The following is a 17,857-nucleotide window of genomic DNA, read 5'->3' as shown; positions in this document are numbered from 1 at the left end:
GCTATTATAAATCAACCCGTGTTGTTAGCCGTAAACGATCTGATGATATGATTCGATGCTTGTGCTTATTTACTTATAATGGAGAAAATGGCCTGGCGTACTTCGTATAATCCTACCAATCTTCTTAAAACCTAGGTTTAATGGAACTTTCAATTATTATACAGAAAACTCTCCTTTGCAGATCATGTCAATACTACTAGCAAGGAGAGTGATTTATTATGCAATCAAATAAAAGTTGTCAACTGGTTGAGCAGTATCTTGGATATCTTACCGTAATCAAAGGGCGCTCATAAAATACGGTCAAAGAATATCGAACTTATTCAAAATAATTAGCAAGGAAGTCATCGGGTGTAATTGCTGTAACTGGTGACCCAACGAAGTCTTTTAGATTGCGAGTAATAATTAACTCAATTCTCCTACGTTTGGCACAAGTTGCCAATAAGGCGTCTTCATAATCATCCATTAACAGGATGAGCGCTTTCTCGCAGTCACTTCTTGTAACGTCAATAACCTCAAATATGTTGAAAATTGTTGTAAGTATCTGTTTTGCTTGATTGGTATCATGAAAATATTTATTGATGAAATAGTAAATATCTGTTACAGAACTTGCAGTTATGGATGCATTCAATTTATCTTCCGCAACGAACCTAAAAATCTTTTCGGCAGAGATATTATGAGGATTACGATTCATCAATGCATCAAGCATAACATTTGTATCAATCAATATGTTCATGTTTCTTTAACCTTTCTTCTCTCGCCTGTTCTAAAGTCATTTCATCAGGAATAATACCAAACAGTGATTCCACCATTTTTACCTTATCTTCTTTTAAAGGAGAGAGTTTTGCAACACCCTTTCCATTCTTCGTGATGACGATTTCCTCCTCGTTAACGAGTGTTAAATACTTTCCGATGTTTGTTTTAAATTCAGTCGCGGTAACAAGCATTCAAGCCACCCCAATCCAAAAAATTAGTTGATTTCATTATATCGCAATCGAACAAATTTGCAAATATAAATCGTGCGATTTCATGTAGAGGGAAGTGGTTTCTTGTCAACAAATAGTACAACGTTATCAGCAAATTCCTTATAACACCCTTCTCATAATTCTTGCCTCCACCATTAATGTGAAAGTTTTAATCGCTTGCTCGTTAACAGATGCAGCTGCTGCCATTACAGTTATTAAACTCATAATGACCTCATCCAAATTATATTATAATATCTCTCCCACAAAGAGTGGGGAGAGATATTATAATGGCTTTAGTTCACTGCTACGTTATCTCTGTATAAAAAATTGCTTTGCTTCCTCAACTCTAAGTTCCCAAAGATACTTTTCCATTTTTCCCAGAATTTCAGGTACTTCTACAGCATCTTTAAAGGTAGAAGTGGTTGCTCTCGTCACTTCTTTTTCAGTCTTTGTTAAACGGTTTATATAACAAAGATAATTATCCTCTGTTTGATAATGGCTGACCACCATTTGATCATACTTATCTTCCTTTGAAGCTAATAACGCTAGATAATGCTCGCAGAGTAGTTTAATTTCCTCAATTTGCTGATTATAAATGTTTATAACTGTTTGTTCAGCCTTAGGGTTTTTTTGCACAGTTTCTGCCGCCATTGCTATCGATTCCTCATGAGAATATTCATTTTTGTATATTCTGCATGCAGTATCAAGAGCAATTTTCTTAGTATATAAATATCCTTCACAGAAAGCAGTTGATGCCGCTTTATACTTTTGAGAACGTTGCATGAACAGAATAAAAACTATCGGCATCAGAATCATCCAAGCAGATAGCTCTGGTTTTTCCAAAACTTTGGCAGTAATAGTCTGAGCAGTTTTATTTTCATAGGCTAAAATTGCTTCGTAACTTTCGTTTCTGATCAATTGCTTCTGATTCGTCATTTTTATCCCTTCTTTTTATAAAAAACTCTCCCAGGATCCTGGGAGAGTTTTTTATTGTAATAAATACTACTCTTCACTAATCAACCTTTGTCATTCCAGGCGAGTACTGCAGAGTATTTGAGACGCGTGGCTCTATCTCTCTGATTTGTTCCACAAAGATGTAGAACCATGCTCCTGCTTCAATTTTTTCTTCAATGATTACTTGATGTTCCTCAGAGAAGCCAGCTAGCTGCGATAGAAAAGGTAACCCAACTGTCACAAAGGTATACAATAATACTAGGCTTAATATTAATTGTAATGATTTATTAAGTTTTAGTCCCTTTCTCTTTCTCTCTATTGTCAAGTACTCTCTTAAAGCATACATATTAAACCTCCAGCATAAGACACCTTGTCTTACCCATTACTTCATCAATTTCTCTGTAATTGAAGGGAAAACTTGCATGAACATAATATATCCCATTGCAAAGGTCAGCGCAATGTTAAAGGATTGACCGCATACATAGAGTATGGCTGGTTTTCCTCCTTTAAAATACTTGCCAAATTCACGGAAATTCGTGGATAAACCAATACTAGCAAAAGCTAAAGCAAAGAACCATTTTTGGAGACTGCCTAAAAAGCTGCTCGTACCATTATCAATAAGCACTTTTGCGCCGTCTGCGCCCATTCCTGAATAGATGAAGGTGAAAACTATCGAAGCACCAATGAAACCAAGGACAAACTTGGGGAAACGATTCCAAACTTCGCGCATTGCGGCTGAGAAGCTCAAATCTGCTTTTTTAGATTTATCAACTTCTACCACTAATGCCCAATAAGCTGCTATCCCAAACGCCATTAAACCAATTAAGATATTCTGAATCATTTTAATGGTGGCAGCCACGTCTCTGGCAACAGGCCCGAGAATTTCGCCAGCCGCTACAACAGCTCCGGTAGAGTCAACGGTTCCGCCAATCCAAGCACCGCCAAGGACCGGATTCAAGCCAATGGCCTTGATCACCATCGGCATTACAACCATCATTACGGCTGTAAATGCAATGGAGATACCAACTGCTAAGGTAAGTTCTTCCTTCTTGGCCCTACAAGCTGCAGCAGCTGAAATAGCGGCCGAAACACCACTTACGGACATATCTGCGGAAATAACCATGTTTAAAGTGGGAGATTCAATTTTAAGGATTTTTTGTCCGAACCAGAAAGTCGTGATTAAAACAATGGGGGTTACTATCCAAGTAACAAAAATTCCCGGGATACCGATCAGCAGAATTTTGTTCATCAAGATGGTGGCACCCATGAGTACCAAGCCTGTTTTAATATAGTATTCTGTTTGCACAGCGGGCATTATCCACTTTGGTGTGCCAATGGTGTTGCTAACTAAGAAGCCAAGGATGATGGCCCACATCACGTATTCCAAACCCCATGCTTTAGCAAATTCGTGACCTCCTATGAAGAAGGACAGCGCTGCCACAATAAAAATAACTGGGAAGGCAACTAAGAATTTGCTGACCGAATCCCCCATAAAGTACCTTCCGATAGCAAAGAGGATCGCCAAGGCAATCATTAACACAAGCATTGTCATAAGGTGATTATAGGGTTTAGTTTCTGCTGCAGTCTTAGCTTTAGCTTCGCTGGCTTTGGCCTTTTGCCAAGCCGCGATTTGGGTACTTGCTTCTTTGTTTAAAGCAGCATCCTTAAAGCTTGCCTCTGCAGCTGCTTTTTCTGCTACACCTGCCGCATCTTTGGCCTTGGCAGTAGCAGCTTTTGCCTCTTTATATTTTTCCGCTGAGGCTGCGCTTTTGGCTTTTGCGTCGCTTTCACTTAGGAAAAATGATTTCATTGGATTGTCGTTGCTCCAGGTTGCAGGAACACTAAAATATTTAGTAATTGATTTTGCCAAAGGAGCGCTTGTCCCCTTTAAATTTGTTTTCGCAGCATTGGCATCAAACCAAGCCATGGTTTTAAAGGGTGCCTTTTCCGCTTCCGCCTTCATCGTAGCATTGCTGTCTGCAATTATTTTATCCATATTTGCGGGAGAATTACCAAAAAATATAAACATACTAAAGAAAAGAATAATAGCACCAAGCCAAATCGCCCAATAATCTTCATGCTTTAATAGAAAAGAATACTTACCTTCGGGTTTTGTTGATGGGATAGACATCTTTTAACCTCCTCTAAAATGTGTTTTTGATTTTGTTCTAGAATTCTTCAATCTTCGGGAAAAAAATCTCTTTCACAACCTCCCCTAATTTTTTTGACCATTTTCTTTGAATTACATATCATATAAGCAAGAACTATGCCAAGTCCCCGTTCTTGTGAAAACGAGGTATATATAACGTTTATGGCCTTACGAAGAGGTATAAATCAACTGACTAACCATGACAATTTGGCACTCATGACATTTTGTCATGACAAAATGTCAATTACACGACACGCAGCACGACACCCAGAAGACAAAGTGGACATCTAAACGGGGGGGACTGTTCTCCTGTCGAACTTAATTTAGACAGAAAAAACATCCCCCCCGTCTTGCGTTTCTATGACAAGGCTCCCCTTTTCTTATTCTTCTTACCCGAAAGACCCATGAGCTTTCCCTTCACGAATGTCCTTGACATCTTTTTGAGGCAGTACAGAAATTTATAAGACTCCCCATTTACGGGTATATTCAACGTTTAGGTTAAATTCACTATCCTCAAATCCTTGTTCTTTGAGAATCTTGATAGCATCGTTAAAATCATAGGTTTCGGTTTCCATGAGGATATAATCTTTTTTACCAGTGATTGCCCAGTCATCATGGGCTTCAGACAATAATTCCATCATGGTAGCGATCCGCTCTAATCTCGAGCTTAAAAACTCACTAAAATTTCGAACTGCTTTAGCGCTTACCCTCTTAACTTTAACAATATCATCCAAAGGAGGTCTTTCGCCGGTTGACCCATTATTTTTTTCAAAAAAATGGAACAAAAATCGAGTTCTTTGTACACAAGTCACATTATCCTGGCGCATACTCTTTTTCTCCTTAATCTTTAAACAATATTAATAAGCTTTTAATACCTTTTCTGGCTTGAAGCTTACTTGACTGTTATCCAATAGCTACCCATAATTACAACCGATAACAGATATCCAAGGGGAATATTTACCAGCACACCAGCAGTAAAAGCTGCAAAGGGCTTCCAACCGACTGCAGCAAGTTCCTTTATGCGACTCGTTAGACCAATTGAGAGAAAGGTGAAGATAAAGGCCCAATTTCTTAATTCTATAATCGGATTAATGATGTTATTATCGAGGGCTTTGGAAGTCACTACATTCGGAGAAGCAGCTAAGAACGTTATGATAATTGAGGCTACAAAGAACCCTATAACGAATTTCGGAAAACGTATCCAGATATCAAGAGCATCCGGTTTGGTGCCAGCATACCTTTTATCCCATCTTGTGACAGAAATAAAGGCCATGATGAAACACCAGATCCCGATGAACATGTCACGACCTACGACTTTCATCAGGGTAAACGTTTTGATAGCTTGTTCATTGATAGCAGCCGCTGCGGCCATACCAGGAGCATCGGCAAATTCTGATGTGCCAATCCAAGCACCCGCTGGACCTGGTGGAATATGCAATGCCTTAATGGCTAAGGGGAGAATGAAAATCATGATGATGGACCAAAGAATAACCAGAGAAATTGCTATTGAAACGTGCTGCTTTTCTGCTTTAACAGCTCCACCAATGGCAATCGAAGCAGAAACTCCACAGATCGAACCTCCGGCAGCCAGTGTAGCAGCAAAGCGCTTATCTAGCGCGAAAATCCGTGTTCCTGTCCAGTAAATGGTGAGGAAAGTAGCTATCGCAATTATTGTTGCTTGGGCAAAAGCTGTCGAGCCGGCTCGGACAATTAAAGTTAATGGTAAGGATGCACCCATTAACACAATTCCCAGCTTAATGTAAAATTGGGTCTGGAGTGCGGTGCTTAGCCAATAGGGAATCTTTAAAAGGTTACTAATTGCAAGTCCTACTACGAGGGCGAGAAGCGGGGTTTCAAAGTTATATCTTTTCATGACATCCCAAGAACCCCATACCGAAACTAGAACACTGAGTAAAAAAAGAAACGTGAATCCTACTAAAAATCGCTTAACTTCTCCACTAAGAGCTTTAATCGCAATTGAGAATAAGATCAGAAAAAATAAATAGAGGGTTAAGAGAGTGGTCTTATGGCTACTAAGATAACTAAAAGCAGTGTTATAGTCGCTATAGTTCGGGATCTTAACGACAATCCAATTTCTAAAGTTATATCCATTACTCCAAAACACGATTGCTAACAGTACGATTGTTAAACCAAGCCACATGGCCCAATAATCTTCCTGCTTCCAAAGGTCGGACCAGCCCCCGGAAGGAGTCGTTGATTTCTTTGCAGAGGATATATAGCCCATTATTCAACCACCCCATAACTTTGTAACTTTCGATACAGATTCCTCACACTGATTCCTAATATATTTGCAGCTTGTGTCTTATTGCCCTTAACTCTTTTAAGAGTAGCTAAAATGTAGTGCTTTTCAACATCTTCTATTGAGGGATATGGATTGCCACGGAATATATCGAAGAATCCATCTTCTGAACCGGAGGAGTGAGATGGCTTCAGGATTTGATCTGAGTTTCCCCAAATATCTTTAGGTGCGATCCTTCCACCGATAGACAAGATTATTCCGCGTTCAATGAGATGGAAGAGCTCACGAACATTACCCGGAAAATCATAATTTAGCAATTGCTCAATTGTTTCTGGTAATAAACTATATTCGTCTTGAAGAAAATTTTTGTTGGTCTGGGTTTCAAGAAATTGTCTTATAAGCGGAAGAATATCTTCCCGCCGTTCTCGTAGTGGAGGGACGATTAAGGTTAACCCGTTTAAGCGGTAAAACAAATCTTCTCGAAATCTTCCGCAATTAATCTCCTGCTGAAGATCTCGATTTGTTGCTGCTACAATCCGAACATCTACCTGTCGGAGTCGGGTATCTCCAACCCGGCGGAATTCTCCGCTTTCTAAAAACCGGAGAAGCTTTACTTGAATAGACAAGGGCATTTCACCAATTTCATCGAGAAAGAGCGTGCCGTTATCGGCCATTTCTACTAATCCGATTTTCTGAGACCCGGCTCCGGTAAAGGCTCCTTTTTCGTGTCCAAAAAGCTCACTCTCTATTAAAGTCTCTGGTATAGCGCCTGCGTTGACAGGAATCCAGGGGCGGTTTACCCGTGAGCTCCAGTGATGGATTGCTTGAGCAATCAACTCCTTACCCACGCCGCTCTCTCCTTGTATGAGGACTGAGGCATCTGTTTGAGCAACCTTATGGGTCATCTCAAGGAGCGCAACCATGGGTGCACTTTCGGCGATAATTACTAGTTCTCGAGTTTGGCGATTCACTACCTGCCTGAGCCCTGTATTTTCCAACAATAACTTCTTTTTTTCAAGGGCTTTTTGTAACGTAATTTCGAGTTCTGACAAGTTACACGGTTTGGTCAGGTAATCATACGCTCCAAGTTTCATAGCTTCAATGGCTGACTCGATGGTACCATTACCAGTTAACATGACGACTTGGAGATCGGGTTGTAATTGTTTAATCTTTGGTAAAAGAATAAGCCCGTCACCGTCCGGCAGCTTAATATCCAACAGGACAGCATCGATTAAAGTATCTTTGAGAAGGGATAAACCTTCTTTGGCTGTGCCGGCTTCCATTATTTCATAGCCCTTACGCTTTAAACGCTGTGCAATAATCACACGCAAGGCTTCCTCATCGTCTAAGATTAGAATCCTGTGACTGTGCTTCATCTACTTTAATCTCCTCCCTTATGGAGAGGCAAGGTTATCCTCACACAAGTTCCTTGACCTTCCGAACTTTCTAAAGCCATCTCGCCTTGCATCTTCTGAACAATTCCGTAACTTACATACAACCCCAAACCGGTTCCTTGCCCTACAGACTTCGTTGTAAAAAACGGGTCGAAGGCCTTCTTTAGATTGATTTGAGGAATTCCTTCCCCATAATCCTTGATCGTAAAATGAATTTTATCCCCTTCGTGACATCCTTTAACTTCGATCATTTTTCCTTCAGAGGAGGCATCCAAAGCATTGTTGATCAGATTGAGAACCACTTGCTGCCACTCGTTTTCATTACCCAGGATAAATAGACTATTTTCCAGTTCGACCTCAACTTTAATCTTCTTGTGTTTAATCTTGTGTTCTAAAAGTCCTAGTGTCTGCACGCTGACTACACCAATTTCGATAAGGTCACTCCCATTGATGCGCTGTCGGGCAAAACCAAGTAAACGACCCGTAATCTGTTTACATCTGTCGATTTGTCCCAAGACCGTCTTAAAGCCGGTCTTGATTTCCCCTTGCGTTGGCCCTAGTTCTTCCTCATTCAAGCGGTCTAGTAAATCCTCACTATGAGCCGCAATTATAGCCAATGGATTATTTATTTCATGAGCAACTCCTGAGGCCAAAAGTCCAATGGCAGCCATTTTATCCGTCTCAATCATGCGGGCTTCCATTTCCACCTCTTGGGTAACATCGTCGAGTAATAACAGGTAAGCCGCACCTTCTGGATTATCAGGTGATAGCTCATACTGCATCTGACGGAAATGTCGGCGTTCCTCGTTCACGAAAACAGAACATATATTACGCCCTTTTTCGTGGTAACCGCCCTCCATTTCTTCTCCATTAACAACTTGATCACACGGGAGATTCTCTAATTGATGCCCAAACCATTCTGAGAACTTCGTATTCCACCAAATAATCTTCTTATCAGGATTTAGTAGAACCATTCCAGCCCCAACCCCGTCAACGACGGTGGTCAAGAGCTCCTTCTCATTTTTTAGGTTTTCATTTTTTTGATCTAGTGAATTTAACAACTGATTGAAGGATCTAACTAACCTCCCGATTTCATCCCAACTCTCAATTGGAATATGGGATTCTAAATCTCCCGTTGAAATGATCCGTCTAACTTGACCTTCAAGATTTTCAATGGGATGAACTACTTTTAAACCAAAGGCAATACTTAAAATCATAGCAAGGACCATGATTAAGATGGCAATGACCATGAGCCGATAGGCAAAAACTAAAATTGGTTTATTCGCTTCTCGGGCTGGCTGTTCAATAAATACTGCCCAATTCGGAGTGCCCATAGAAGCAAACGCCCCTATGACGGAAACACCATCCAGATTTTTATACTCATTTCCCTGGGAGGAATCTTCTCCCTCTAGAAAACTTTGAACAGCAGGATCTTCACGAATTTCCTCATGATGCAAAACAAGATTGGAGTCAGTATGCCCAATTAAATTTCCGGCTTGGTCAACTATAAATACGTACGCTCCCTCACCCAACTGCATATTAACATATCGGCTGATGATCCCATTCAAGTCAACTTTAGCTTGCAAATATCCGATTCGAGCTTTAGTCAAGGGGTCTTGAACCGCTACAGTCAAATAGATCTCCGGGCGACCATCACTCGAGAAGAACACTTCACTAATAGCTGATAATTTTTCCGTGGATATCGGATTTTCAATTTTGGTTGCTGACGTAGAAGGGTGAATTCCCTCTTGACGAGTGATCTGATCGATGATGATAAAATTTTCATCAGTTATCTTAATTTCTTCGATAAAAGACTCTTGGTGCAAAAGTATTTCTAAAATTATCTGACGTGATGTTTCGTCTTTCCCTATGAGAGCGTAGGCACTCGTTACCTTCGTAGGGGTTAAACTGATCTCAACATTTCTGACGAAGTTTCGTATTTCATTGGCGATTACTGTTACCTGCGCAAAGTCTTGTTCGTAAATACCCTTTTGTAGATTTTGTCGTACAGATGTAAAACCTAAATTACCAAGAAGGAACAGAGGAAGAATGGACATGGTGACTCCAAATATAAGAAAATGAATTTTAAGGCGCATCCACCATGGAATTAAACTTTTTTTCAACAGTCGGCCCCCATCCGTGTTTTTTCTTCCTCAGATCTAATAACTATGTCTTTACACTTAGTGTAGCACGAGCTTACTGATTTTTGTCAAAAAGACGACATTTTTTTATATAATCATTTATTTTGGTCACAGAATGTGAAAATAGCACCCCTTTTCTAATCGAAAAGAGGTGCTTTCTGTCTTTTGTAGATAGACATTTTTTATCGATCTAACTATACTTGAATTGATTTGTTCAAAGATCCTCGTTTTTCTTCGGAGATTCTGTGGAATTTCTTATAAACTTGATAACAAGAACTAATTATGAATTTAACACTTGCAATTGCTAATAGAACCATCAGTACTATTAAAAACCAAGTAAATATTGTTACAGCCATCGTTTTTTCTCCCTTCACAACTTAAAATTATCGATGTGAATTACTTGCTTTTATTATAACAGACTGAAATTTAAAAAGATAGTGATTGTTCTCACTTTCTCAAAGTCTAACTCTTCCGACTAGTTTTAATTTTTTTACAATTTTGTTAATTGCGAGTGCGGGAAAGTAAATTGACTGATACAACCCTCCTTCTAATCAATGGTAAGACCCATATAGATACAATCAAAAAACTGCCCTGAAATAAAGAACTCCCTTGTAATCAACCCCTCTTGAATGAAGCCAATTTTCTCGTAGACACGAATCGCTCTATCATTGTCACTTCGAACTCGAAGATTAAGTTTGCGAACTTTGTTTGAGTCCTTTGCCCACTGAATCAATTCTTGAACCAAAACGGTTCCAATTCCTTGGTCCCAGTAATTCTTAAGTACTGAAACTCCGAATTCGCCCGTATGTTGTATCCGGGCCCGGATTCCACCAGTAAAGTTTAAACAGCCAATTACCTTATCTCCAACTAAGGCGAGGAGCATAATTCTGTTTTTGGTGATGCGACTTTCTTCGAGGAAAACTTCCTCTTCGCTTACCGATACCTCAAGTTCACCAGGTCCAAAGGTTAGGAAATCCGATTGAGCACCGATCATCTGTAAGTAGATAACGAGCTCGGGAGCGTCTCCTTTGCCGGCTTCTTTTATTAGCACCGTTTGTCCGTTTTTCAAAGGAATGGTTTTCATAGGATTTCTCTCCTCCCTCGTATAACTGCTTATATCAATTTCAAATATACTTTATCCCAATTATGGAATATCATCAAACATTATTGGATTGTAACCTACAATTCAGGAAATACTATCAGAGTAATAAGTTTAATAATGAGGAGGCGTTCTTTTTGAGTAATCAAGATCAGACAAGAAGAGAAGTTTTAGCTAATAAATATCCAGAGATGGACGAACATTTTGAACAATTAAAAAATCAGGCTAATGAACCTAAAATTGAAAGATTAGGGGGAAATAATAAGAAGCAAAAACAACGAAGCTAAGATTAGTTCTCAAATAACTAATAGGGGGAATTAGGGAATATAAGTTCCCCCTTCTTACTTAAGCGCATTGAAATTAAATCAATGGATTTAGCCCACCATCACTCATTCCACTTGCACTAAATAATACATCCCCCTTTTGGTCGGGTTACTCTTCAATATTCACTAATATATCGTCGATCTCAATTTCAGCGAAGTCACCCTCGGGTGTTTTAATACACTGGCAACAATTATCACATTGTTTTGTCGGATCTAGATCACAAAGATCACATTCTCCACATGCTGTGCAAACACGATCTTCCAAAACGCAAGGCTCACCAAGCTTATTCAAGTTCTCAAACCTCCAAAGTACTAATTATTATGAACTAAATTAAAATAGTCCCGGACTCACAATCAACGATCTTGGGTCTTTAGATAGGTCTCGAAGTGCAGCCTTTGACCGTTGCTCTGCCCACGCTTCATCCAATAAGTTAATGGTATCTTTATAGCGTTGCTCACTCCCAAATAAGACCAGTAATAAATCTCCGTCTGCTCTTGTGACATAGGTTACAAGGCATTGACCAGCTTCTGTCGTGGTACCAGTTTTTAGACCTCGGTCTCCAGGATAAACCCCTAGGAGGAGGTTCGTGTTCTGCAACTCCGCGTTACGAATCTTACCCTGAGCGTCTTTCCACTGGACACGTGCGTGGTTTTTCTGAACATATTTCATGAGTTTTTCATTCTTGATAAAGTGATTGGCAATCACAGCAAAGTCGCTAGCAGTGGTATATTGGTCAGGGTCGGGCATTCCATGTGGGTTCGTAAAGCGAGAATTTTGACACCCTAGAGCAGTGGCATAGTTATTCATTTTCTGAGCAAATTCAGGGATTGAACCGCTGATTTTGACTGCCAAAGCAGCAGCTGCGTCATTAGAACTGTTGACATAAAGCGCAGTTAACAGGTCGTCGACGGATATTTCGTCTCCTGGACTGAGTCCAAGTCTGGAGCCTTCTACCGTTACTTCAGGGCCGACCTTCACGATATCCGTCTCTTTCAAGCTCTCTTCAGCGATTAAACCAGTGAGGAGTTTCAAGGTGCTGGCAGGGGCGCGTTGTAAGTCAGGATTTTGTGATTTAAGTATCTGGTTCGTTTGGGGATCAAGGAGTACGTAGCTTACCTTTGGCGCTATGTGCTCCGAAGCTGAACTTGAACTTGAAAATGAAGTATTAGTATTAGTATTAGTATTAGTAGTATTATCTTTACTTGTAGGTGTAGCAATTGCTATAGCAGCAGCTGTTGGTGTAGGAGTAAGTGAGGTCATGGACTTGAAGATTTTTAGTTTAGTTTCAGCTAATGTAATAAGGCCTTTGACCTTGGCAGGGCCTAGATCAAAATAGCGGAATCCTACCAACGATAATATTCCAATGAACATCACAAGTATAATTCCCTTTGATCTGAAATGTCTTCGCTTTTTATAGCTCAATGATTAACCCCTCCTAGGGCATCTCCTTAGTAATTACTTATGCTTACCCGAACTTATAGTTTCTGATTGCACAAACAAGGTTATTATAACTAATTTTAAAATATTGAGCAAGTTCCTTTATTTCATCCATAGTTGCCAAACTGCCAAAAAAGGATAGGGATTGACCCATTTTCCATTGGGTAGTTCAATTCCAAAATGAAGATGATCGGGTGTAGTCAAGGCGTCTCCAGTGTGCCCCATCCCTCCTATGGCCTCCCCTTTTTCGATTCGTTTTCCTTTACTAAGGTGCGGCGAACTATATTGCAGATGGGCGTAATAATAATAATTTCCATCATCCCCTCGTACTCCGACTCGTTCTCCACCCAGCCTGTTCCACCCTAACTGCTCAATCTTTCCCCCACAGATACTAACAATGGGAGTCCCTTCCTTTCCAAACAAATCTGTCCCTTCATGTCTGCGGAATCCTCCTTCTCGATCTGCACCAAAGCTATCATCGAACCAGGTCGCACCCTGCACAGGAAAGACATATTTCTCGGGATAATAATATGTATATTGCTTTAGGATATCCCGATGCCTCCGAACTTTTTTAAGGGAAGCTGACGGAAGCGTGCCCCAGTTTAAGTCTTTAAATAGAACTTGATTGCGAAGTTGGTCAATAAGCGCCTGAGCTTCTTTTTCTGGTAGAGTCGAACGGATTGCTAATAAATCCTCCCATGAAGCAGTAGGGGATTTGAGGCTATCTTCATGGCACTGTTTCACAAGAGTAGGTGTTACTGAACTCAAATACGGATAGATATCTTCTGATATATTAGGTGGCTTATGAAGTAAATGCCATGCAATCATGCCGAGTAAAATAAGAAATATGAGCTGAGCTAATCTGTGTTGGAGTCTGGTATAAATTCTCATCTTATTCCCCTACTTTCTTCAAAGATCATTTTCTTTTCACATTCTCGTTTATACTGACTATACATGATTCATTGCGAACATTTGTTTGCACTTTACGGCAATGGATGGTACAATATTCCTGAATAGATGGGGGTGTGATACTTATGTACCCGGATTTATCAATGCGTCAAACGAAGATCTTGGAATTTATTAAAGAAGAAATACGTAAAAAAGGATATCCTCCTGCCGTTCGGGAAATAGGCGAAGCTGTTGGTTTACTATCTAGCTCTACAGTGCATGGACATCTTCAGACCTTAGAGGAAAAAGGGTATATCCGGCGTGATCCTACAAAGCCTCGGGCCATCGAGATCTTGGATAGTTCTATTGACCCAATTGACAAGCAGAAAGCGATACATGTGCCCATTGTGGGTCGTGTAACTGCAGGACAGCCGATTTTAGCTGTGGAAAACATTGAAGGCACCTTTCCCCTTCCGGACGATCTGGTTCGTCAAGATAATGTTTTTATGCTTAAGGTTCAAGGAGATAGCATGATTGAAGCAGGCATTCTGGATGGAGACTACATTATCGTCCGTCAACAAAATGTAGCTAGAAACGGCGAAATCGTTGTGGCATTGATAGGTGATGAAGCAACTGTAAAACGATTTTTTAAAGAAAGAACGCTCATTCGGCTCCAGCCCGAAAACTCTGCTATGGAACCAATCTATTCCCAGGACGTCTCGATTTTAGGGAAAGTTGTCGGTGTCTTTCGTACCCTCTAATAAGACGCCCCCTAAACAATATGCACTAGAAAGAACGCTTACTATTACTCTTTCATTTTTTATCAGTATTTTATCAAAGCACTAAATTTGATAAATAAAATAAGGGGAGCAGAGATGGATATCCATCTCTGCTCCCCTTTATGATCGGGAATACATGAAACCTAAAAGTAGGACTCTTTAGTAGCGGTTAGCCATCGGTTGCCATCGGCAACCTTATTCAGGCGAGATTTTGGAGCTTTGTTTATCCTGAAATCGTTCTAAACCTAAAGTGATTAATTCATCAATCAAATCAGAGTACGGAATTCCGGTAACCTCCCAAAGCTTGGGGTACATTGAGATTTCCGTAAAACCTGGTAAGGTATTAATTTCGTTTAGGTAAATCTCGTTTTGAGGGGTTACAAAGAAATCAACACGACTCAAACCACAGGCTTCGACAGCACAGAAAGCTTCAACGGCCATCTTCTGTAAACGCTCTACGATAGATTGATCGAGGTCTGCCGGGATCAACAGTCTAGAACCAATATTGGAATACTTTGCTTCATAAGTATAGAATTCCTGCGCAGGTAAAACTTCTCCAGGAAGCGAGGCTTTTGGCCTGTCATTCCCCAGAACAGAGACTTCAATTTCTTGGCCAATAATTGTTTCTTCGACAACGATTTTACGATCGAAGTTCGCTGCAACCTTTAGCGCATTCTGCAATTCTAAGCGATGATGGGCCTTGGATATTCCCACACTTGAGCCTAGATTAGCTGGCTTTACAAAGCAAGGATAGCCTATCTTTGCCTCGATTTGATTAAGACTTGTTTCTACCTCGTTCAGTAAGTCTGAACGAAGTAACGTCAGGTAGCGTGCTTGGGGCAGCTCCTTTTCATGGAAAACGGCTTTCATCCGATCTTTGTCCATACCAAGTGAGGAACCTAAAACGCCTGATCCTACATAAGGGATATTAGCCATTTCGAGTAATCCTTGAAGAGTTCCATCTTCCCCATAGGGTCCATGAAGGACAGGAAAAATCAGATCAACTTTCCCTTGGTTTGGCAGAACACGACCATCTAAAGCAATAAAATGCGGGTTTGTCGGATCAATAACCAGCGTAACCTGACAAGCTTGATCTTGGGAAGGGAAGCCATCCTTGATCAATTTCCCTGGTAATTCCCCCCAAAACCATTGCCCAAGTTTATTAATGCCGATGGTTTCTACATTATAACGATTTCGATCAATGGCATTATAAATAGACTGGGCTGAATTTAATGAAACCTCATGTTCACCAGAGCGGCCACCAAATAAAAGAGCCACATTTAGTTTGTGTTCACCCACTATACCCCACCCTCTCAATTAATCTCTTTAGAACAAAAATTCATATGTTCTCTGTGTCCCAAAAAATTTCCTCATAAGAGAAGATAATCTTTCTCATAGAAGTATATGCTTCTAAAAGAAAAAAGCTCCCGCCTAACGGGCAAGAGCACCAATTTGTCCTATAGGCCAGTAGCGAAAAAGAGTTCTGCCGGTAATATTTTCCATCGGTAAAAAGCCCCATTCCCTAGAATCCGCACTGTTATTGCGATTGTCTCCCATCACAAAGACTGAATTCTCAGGAACGTCTATGGGACCGAAGTTATTGTTAGGCTTCTCTAATAGATAGGGTTCATAAAGAGGCTGACCATTGACATAGGTTGTACGATTTCGTATTTCGATTTTATCTCCTGGTAAGCCTACGACTCGTTTAATGTAGTCATCTGTCGCATGGGCACTGGCTGGTGGATGGAAAACAACAATATCACCAGGGCTAATCTGATCAAACCGTTTAAAGAAAAACTTATCTACAATTACCCGGTCTTCAAGTTGAATGGTAGGAAGCATTGAACCAGTAGGAATTTTGCGTGCTTCAATCACAAAGGTACGCAACAACCAAGAAAGCGCAAAGGCAATCAGGACAATTTCTATTAGTTCTATTAAAAATCGCCCAGTACTTTTTGGTGACTCCGAAGTATCCATAATTCACCTCTTTCCCCCTTAAATATTAACATATTTTTTTCAAGAAAGCTTATATAAGCAAAGTGGATTCTCTCCTCAACGAGTTTAGCTAAACTTATCTGAGGAGAATAGCCATCGAATTAAGTCTGAAAAAGTTAACTGAGAAGTCCTTGTTCAAATAAATTAAGAGCTGCTAAAATGTTGCCTAGCTGCACATAATGATGTGAAATTCCACCTTGCTGATAAACAATATAGGGTTCGCGGAGAGGACCGTCAGCAGAAAATTCACTGGTTGAACCTAAGATAAAAGTTCCCCCTGCCATAATGACTTCATCTTCATAACCTGGCATACCAGAGGGTATAGGCGTGACGTGAGAATCAAGTGGAGAACCTTTTTGTATTCCCTGACAAAAGGCGATCAGCTTTTCTCTTGATCCGAGCCTAACGGCTTGGATAAGATCAGTTCTTAGCATTTCTGGTTCTGGATTTACTTCAAATCCTAAAGCTCGCCAAAATGCTGAGGAAAAAACCGCACCTTTAATCGATTCAGAAACCGTCAAGGGACTCAAAAATAAGCCTTGATAAAACAGTCGTTGCCACTCTAAGGTCGCCCCCATGTGCTCACCGATGCCTGGTGCTGTTAAGCGCTGGGCAGCGAGTTGAACTAGATCTGCGCGCCCGGCTACATACCCACCGGTAGGAGCTAGACTGCCTCCTAGATTCTTAATTAGCGAACCAGCGAGCAAATCGACGCCAATATCACCCGGTTCTTGGATTTCGACGAGCTCTCCATAGCAGTTATCTACAAAAATAATCAGTTGAGGATAGTTTGTTTTGACATTTTCTACAAGTTCCTTTAACTGAGCTATCATCAGAGAGTTGCGCCAAGCATACCCTCGCGAACGCTGAACCATAAGTAAGCGGGTCTTATCTGTAATTCTCTCGCCTAAAAGAGAGTATTGTATTTTACCTTGTGAGTCTAAGGGGATGTCCTCATAGGATATCCCAAAATCTATGAGACTCCCCTGCCCTTTTCCCCTTAGCCCGATAACTTCTTCTAGGGTATCGTAAGGAGCTCCGCTAACCGAAATAATATGATCGCCTGGTCGAAGCACACCAAAAAGGGCTGCAGCAATTGCATGAGTCCCTGAAACAAACTGACCGCGGACAAGTGCCGCTTCGGTTCCTAAAATACGGGCTGCTACACGGTCGAGGACTTCTCGACCAGAATCACCGAGTCCATAACCCGTGGTTCCCTGTAAGTGATAAGTAGAAACTCGCTCTTCTTGAAATGCTTTTAATACTTTCTTATGATTTTTGAAGGCTATCTCTTGTAGTACAGGTAGTTGACGAAAGAGTGCTTCTTCCGCTTCGGCTACTGCTTTGTTAATCAACTTCGGCCAATCGGGATTCAAATACAAACTATTTCCTGGTTTCTAAAACGCATTAAAATTAACTAAACTACAAAATGCGTCCTTCACTTGTCCGACGAACAAGCGGCAACGTCACAGGAT

18 protein-coding genes are annotated in these 17,857 nt (G+C 40.6%); 2 read left to right on the top strand and 16 right to left on the bottom strand.

Features of this window, described 5'->3' with window-relative positions:
• Positions 1-316: 316 nt before the first annotated feature.
• From JL57_RS11885 to JL57_RS11840, 10 genes are all read right to left on the bottom strand, one after another.
• Positions 317-733, bottom strand: a complete 417-nt coding sequence (locus JL57_RS11885) for a PIN domain-containing protein (RefSeq protein ID WP_034142259.1) — start codon at positions 731-733, stop codon at positions 317-319.
• A complete protein-coding gene (locus tag JL57_RS11880) occupies positions 717-944 on the bottom strand; it encodes a type II toxin-antitoxin system Phd/YefM family antitoxin (RefSeq protein WP_034142258.1) in 228 nt (75 codons plus the stop codon). The genes JL57_RS11885 and JL57_RS11880 overlap by 17 nt, the downstream gene beginning before the upstream one ends.
• Before the next feature lie 327 nt (positions 945-1,271).
• Positions 1,272-1,898, bottom strand: a complete 627-nt coding sequence (locus JL57_RS11875; protein WP_034142257.1) for an NF038143 family protein — start codon at positions 1,896-1,898, stop codon at positions 1,272-1,274.
• A 76-nt stretch (positions 1,899-1,974) separates the two neighbouring features.
• Positions 1,975-2,262 (bottom strand): hypothetical protein, encoded by a 288-nt coding sequence (locus JL57_RS11870; RefSeq protein WP_034142256.1) that lies wholly within the window; start codon positions 2,260-2,262, stop codon positions 1,975-1,977.
• A gap of 36 nt (positions 2,263-2,298) precedes the next feature.
• Complete coding sequence (locus JL57_RS11865) at positions 2,299-4,047, bottom strand: YeiH family protein (RefSeq protein ID WP_034142255.1); 1,749 nt, start codon at positions 4,045-4,047, stop codon at positions 2,299-2,301.
• A gap of 476 nt (positions 4,048-4,523) precedes the next feature.
• Positions 4,524-4,892, bottom strand: coding sequence for a hypothetical protein (locus JL57_RS11860; protein WP_034142254.1), 369 nt, complete (start codon positions 4,890-4,892; stop codon positions 4,524-4,526).
• 65 nt (positions 4,893-4,957) lie between these two features.
• Entirely contained in the window at positions 4,958-6,310 is a 1,353-nt protein-coding gene (locus JL57_RS11855; protein ID WP_034142253.1) for a YeiH family protein, read from the bottom strand.
• Positions 6,310-7,701: a sigma-54 dependent transcriptional regulator gene (locus JL57_RS11850; protein ID WP_034142252.1), complete on the bottom strand. Its 1,392-nt coding sequence runs from the start codon at positions 7,699-7,701 to the stop codon at positions 6,310-6,312. Before JL57_RS11850 ends, JL57_RS11855 begins: the two co-directional genes overlap by 1 nt.
• A gap of 5 nt (positions 7,702-7,706) precedes the next feature.
• On the bottom strand, positions 7,707-9,842 hold the full coding sequence (locus JL57_RS11845) for a PAS domain-containing sensor histidine kinase (RefSeq protein WP_034142251.1): 2,136 nt from the start codon (positions 9,840-9,842) through the stop codon (positions 7,707-7,709).
• Positions 9,843-10,407: 565 nt separating this feature from the next.
• The gene (locus JL57_RS11840) at positions 10,408-10,944 is read right to left on the bottom strand and encodes a GNAT family N-acetyltransferase (RefSeq protein ID WP_034142250.1); all 537 of its coding nucleotides are present in this window, start codon (positions 10,942-10,944) and stop codon (positions 10,408-10,410) included.
• A gap of 152 nt (positions 10,945-11,096) precedes the next feature.
• On the opposite strand from JL57_RS11840, the gene JL57_RS34230 reads away from it, so the two are divergent.
• Positions 11,097-11,246, top strand: a complete 150-nt coding sequence (locus JL57_RS34230) for a hypothetical protein (protein WP_291299990.1) — start codon at positions 11,097-11,099, stop codon at positions 11,244-11,246.
• Between the two features lie 145 nt (positions 11,247-11,391).
• Here JL57_RS34230 and JL57_RS11835 read toward each other — a convergent pair whose 3' ends face one another.
• From JL57_RS11835 to JL57_RS11825, 3 genes are all read right to left on the bottom strand, one after another.
• On the bottom strand, positions 11,392-11,574 hold the full coding sequence (locus tag JL57_RS11835; protein WP_034142249.1) for a hypothetical protein: 183 nt from the start codon (positions 11,572-11,574) through the stop codon (positions 11,392-11,394).
• Between the two features lie 39 nt (positions 11,575-11,613).
• A complete protein-coding gene (locus tag JL57_RS11830) occupies positions 11,614-12,705 on the bottom strand; it encodes a D-alanyl-D-alanine carboxypeptidase family protein (RefSeq protein WP_291299989.1) in 1,092 nt (363 codons plus the stop codon).
• Positions 12,706-12,822: 117 nt separating this feature from the next.
• Positions 12,823-13,611 carry a M23 family metallopeptidase gene (locus JL57_RS11825; protein WP_034142248.1) on the bottom strand — a complete coding sequence of 263 codons (789 nt, stop codon included), beginning with the start codon at positions 13,609-13,611 and terminating at the stop codon, positions 12,823-12,825.
• 143 nt (positions 13,612-13,754) lie between these two features.
• Between JL57_RS11825 and lexA the strand changes: the two genes are divergently transcribed.
• Positions 13,755-14,369 carry a transcriptional repressor LexA gene (gene lexA, locus JL57_RS11820; protein WP_034142247.1) on the top strand — a complete coding sequence of 205 codons (615 nt, stop codon included), beginning with the start codon at positions 13,755-13,757 and terminating at the stop codon, positions 14,367-14,369.
• A 213-nt stretch (positions 14,370-14,582) separates the two neighbouring features.
• Here the strand turns inward: lexA and JL57_RS11815 are convergent, their stop codons facing one another.
• The 3 genes from JL57_RS11815 to JL57_RS11805 form a co-directional block, all read right to left on the bottom strand.
• On the bottom strand, positions 14,583-15,686 hold the full coding sequence (locus JL57_RS11815; protein ID WP_034142246.1) for a D-alanine--D-alanine ligase family protein: 1,104 nt from the start codon (positions 15,684-15,686) through the stop codon (positions 14,583-14,585).
• A 132-nt stretch (positions 15,687-15,818) separates the two neighbouring features.
• On the bottom strand, positions 15,819-16,364 hold the full coding sequence (gene lepB, locus JL57_RS11810; RefSeq protein ID WP_034142245.1) for a signal peptidase I: 546 nt from the start codon (positions 16,362-16,364) through the stop codon (positions 15,819-15,821).
• Positions 16,365-16,498: 134 nt separating this feature from the next.
• Positions 16,499-17,764: a methionine gamma-lyase family protein gene (locus JL57_RS11805; protein ID WP_034142244.1), complete on the bottom strand. Its 1,266-nt coding sequence runs from the start codon at positions 17,762-17,764 to the stop codon at positions 16,499-16,501.
• Between the last annotated feature and the right edge of the window lie 93 nt (positions 17,765-17,857).

It is taken from the genome of Desulfosporosinus sp. BICA1-9, assembly GCF_000802135.1.
This window is presented reverse-complemented; position numbering and strand designations above follow the sequence as displayed.

What these genes read in the sequence shown, in the direction of transcription:
- JL57_RS11825 (WP_034142248.1), bottom strand. Translation starts at nt 13,611, where the DNA reads ATGAGAATTTATACCAGACTCCAACACAGATTAGCTCAGCTCATATTT.
- JL57_RS11850 (WP_034142252.1), bottom strand. Translation starts at nt 7,701, where the DNA reads ATGAAGCACAGTCACAGGATTCTAATCTTAGACGATGAGGAAGCCTTG.
- JL57_RS11880 (WP_034142258.1), bottom strand. Translation starts at nt 944, where the DNA reads ATGCTTGTTACCGCGACTGAATTTAAAACAAACATCGGAAAGTATTTA.
- JL57_RS11875 (WP_034142257.1), bottom strand. Translation starts at nt 1,898, where the DNA reads ATGACGAATCAGAAGCAATTGATCAGAAACGAAAGTTACGAAGCAATT.
- lexA (WP_034142247.1), top strand. Translation starts at nt 13,755, where the DNA reads ATGTACCCGGATTTATCAATGCGTCAAACGAAGATCTTGGAATTTATT.
- JL57_RS11865 (WP_034142255.1), bottom strand. Translation starts at nt 4,047, where the DNA reads ATGTCTATCCCATCAACAAAACCCGAAGGTAAGTATTCTTTTCTATTA.
- JL57_RS11885 (WP_034142259.1), bottom strand. Translation starts at nt 733, where the DNA reads ATGAACATATTGATTGATACAAATGTTATGCTTGATGCATTGATGAAT.
- JL57_RS11855 (WP_034142253.1), bottom strand. Translation starts at nt 6,310, where the DNA reads ATGGGCTATATATCCTCTGCAAAGAAATCAACGACTCCTTCCGGGGGC.
- JL57_RS11870 (WP_034142256.1), bottom strand. Translation starts at nt 2,262, where the DNA reads ATGTATGCTTTAAGAGAGTACTTGACAATAGAGAGAAAGAGAAAGGGA.
- lepB (WP_034142245.1), bottom strand. Translation starts at nt 16,364, where the DNA reads ATGGATACTTCGGAGTCACCAAAAAGTACTGGGCGATTTTTAATAGAA.
- JL57_RS11860 (WP_034142254.1), bottom strand. Translation starts at nt 4,892, where the DNA reads ATGCGCCAGGATAATGTGACTTGTGTACAAAGAACTCGATTTTTGTTC.
- JL57_RS11840 (WP_034142250.1), bottom strand. Translation starts at nt 10,944, where the DNA reads ATGAAAACCATTCCTTTGAAAAACGGACAAACGGTGCTAATAAAAGAA.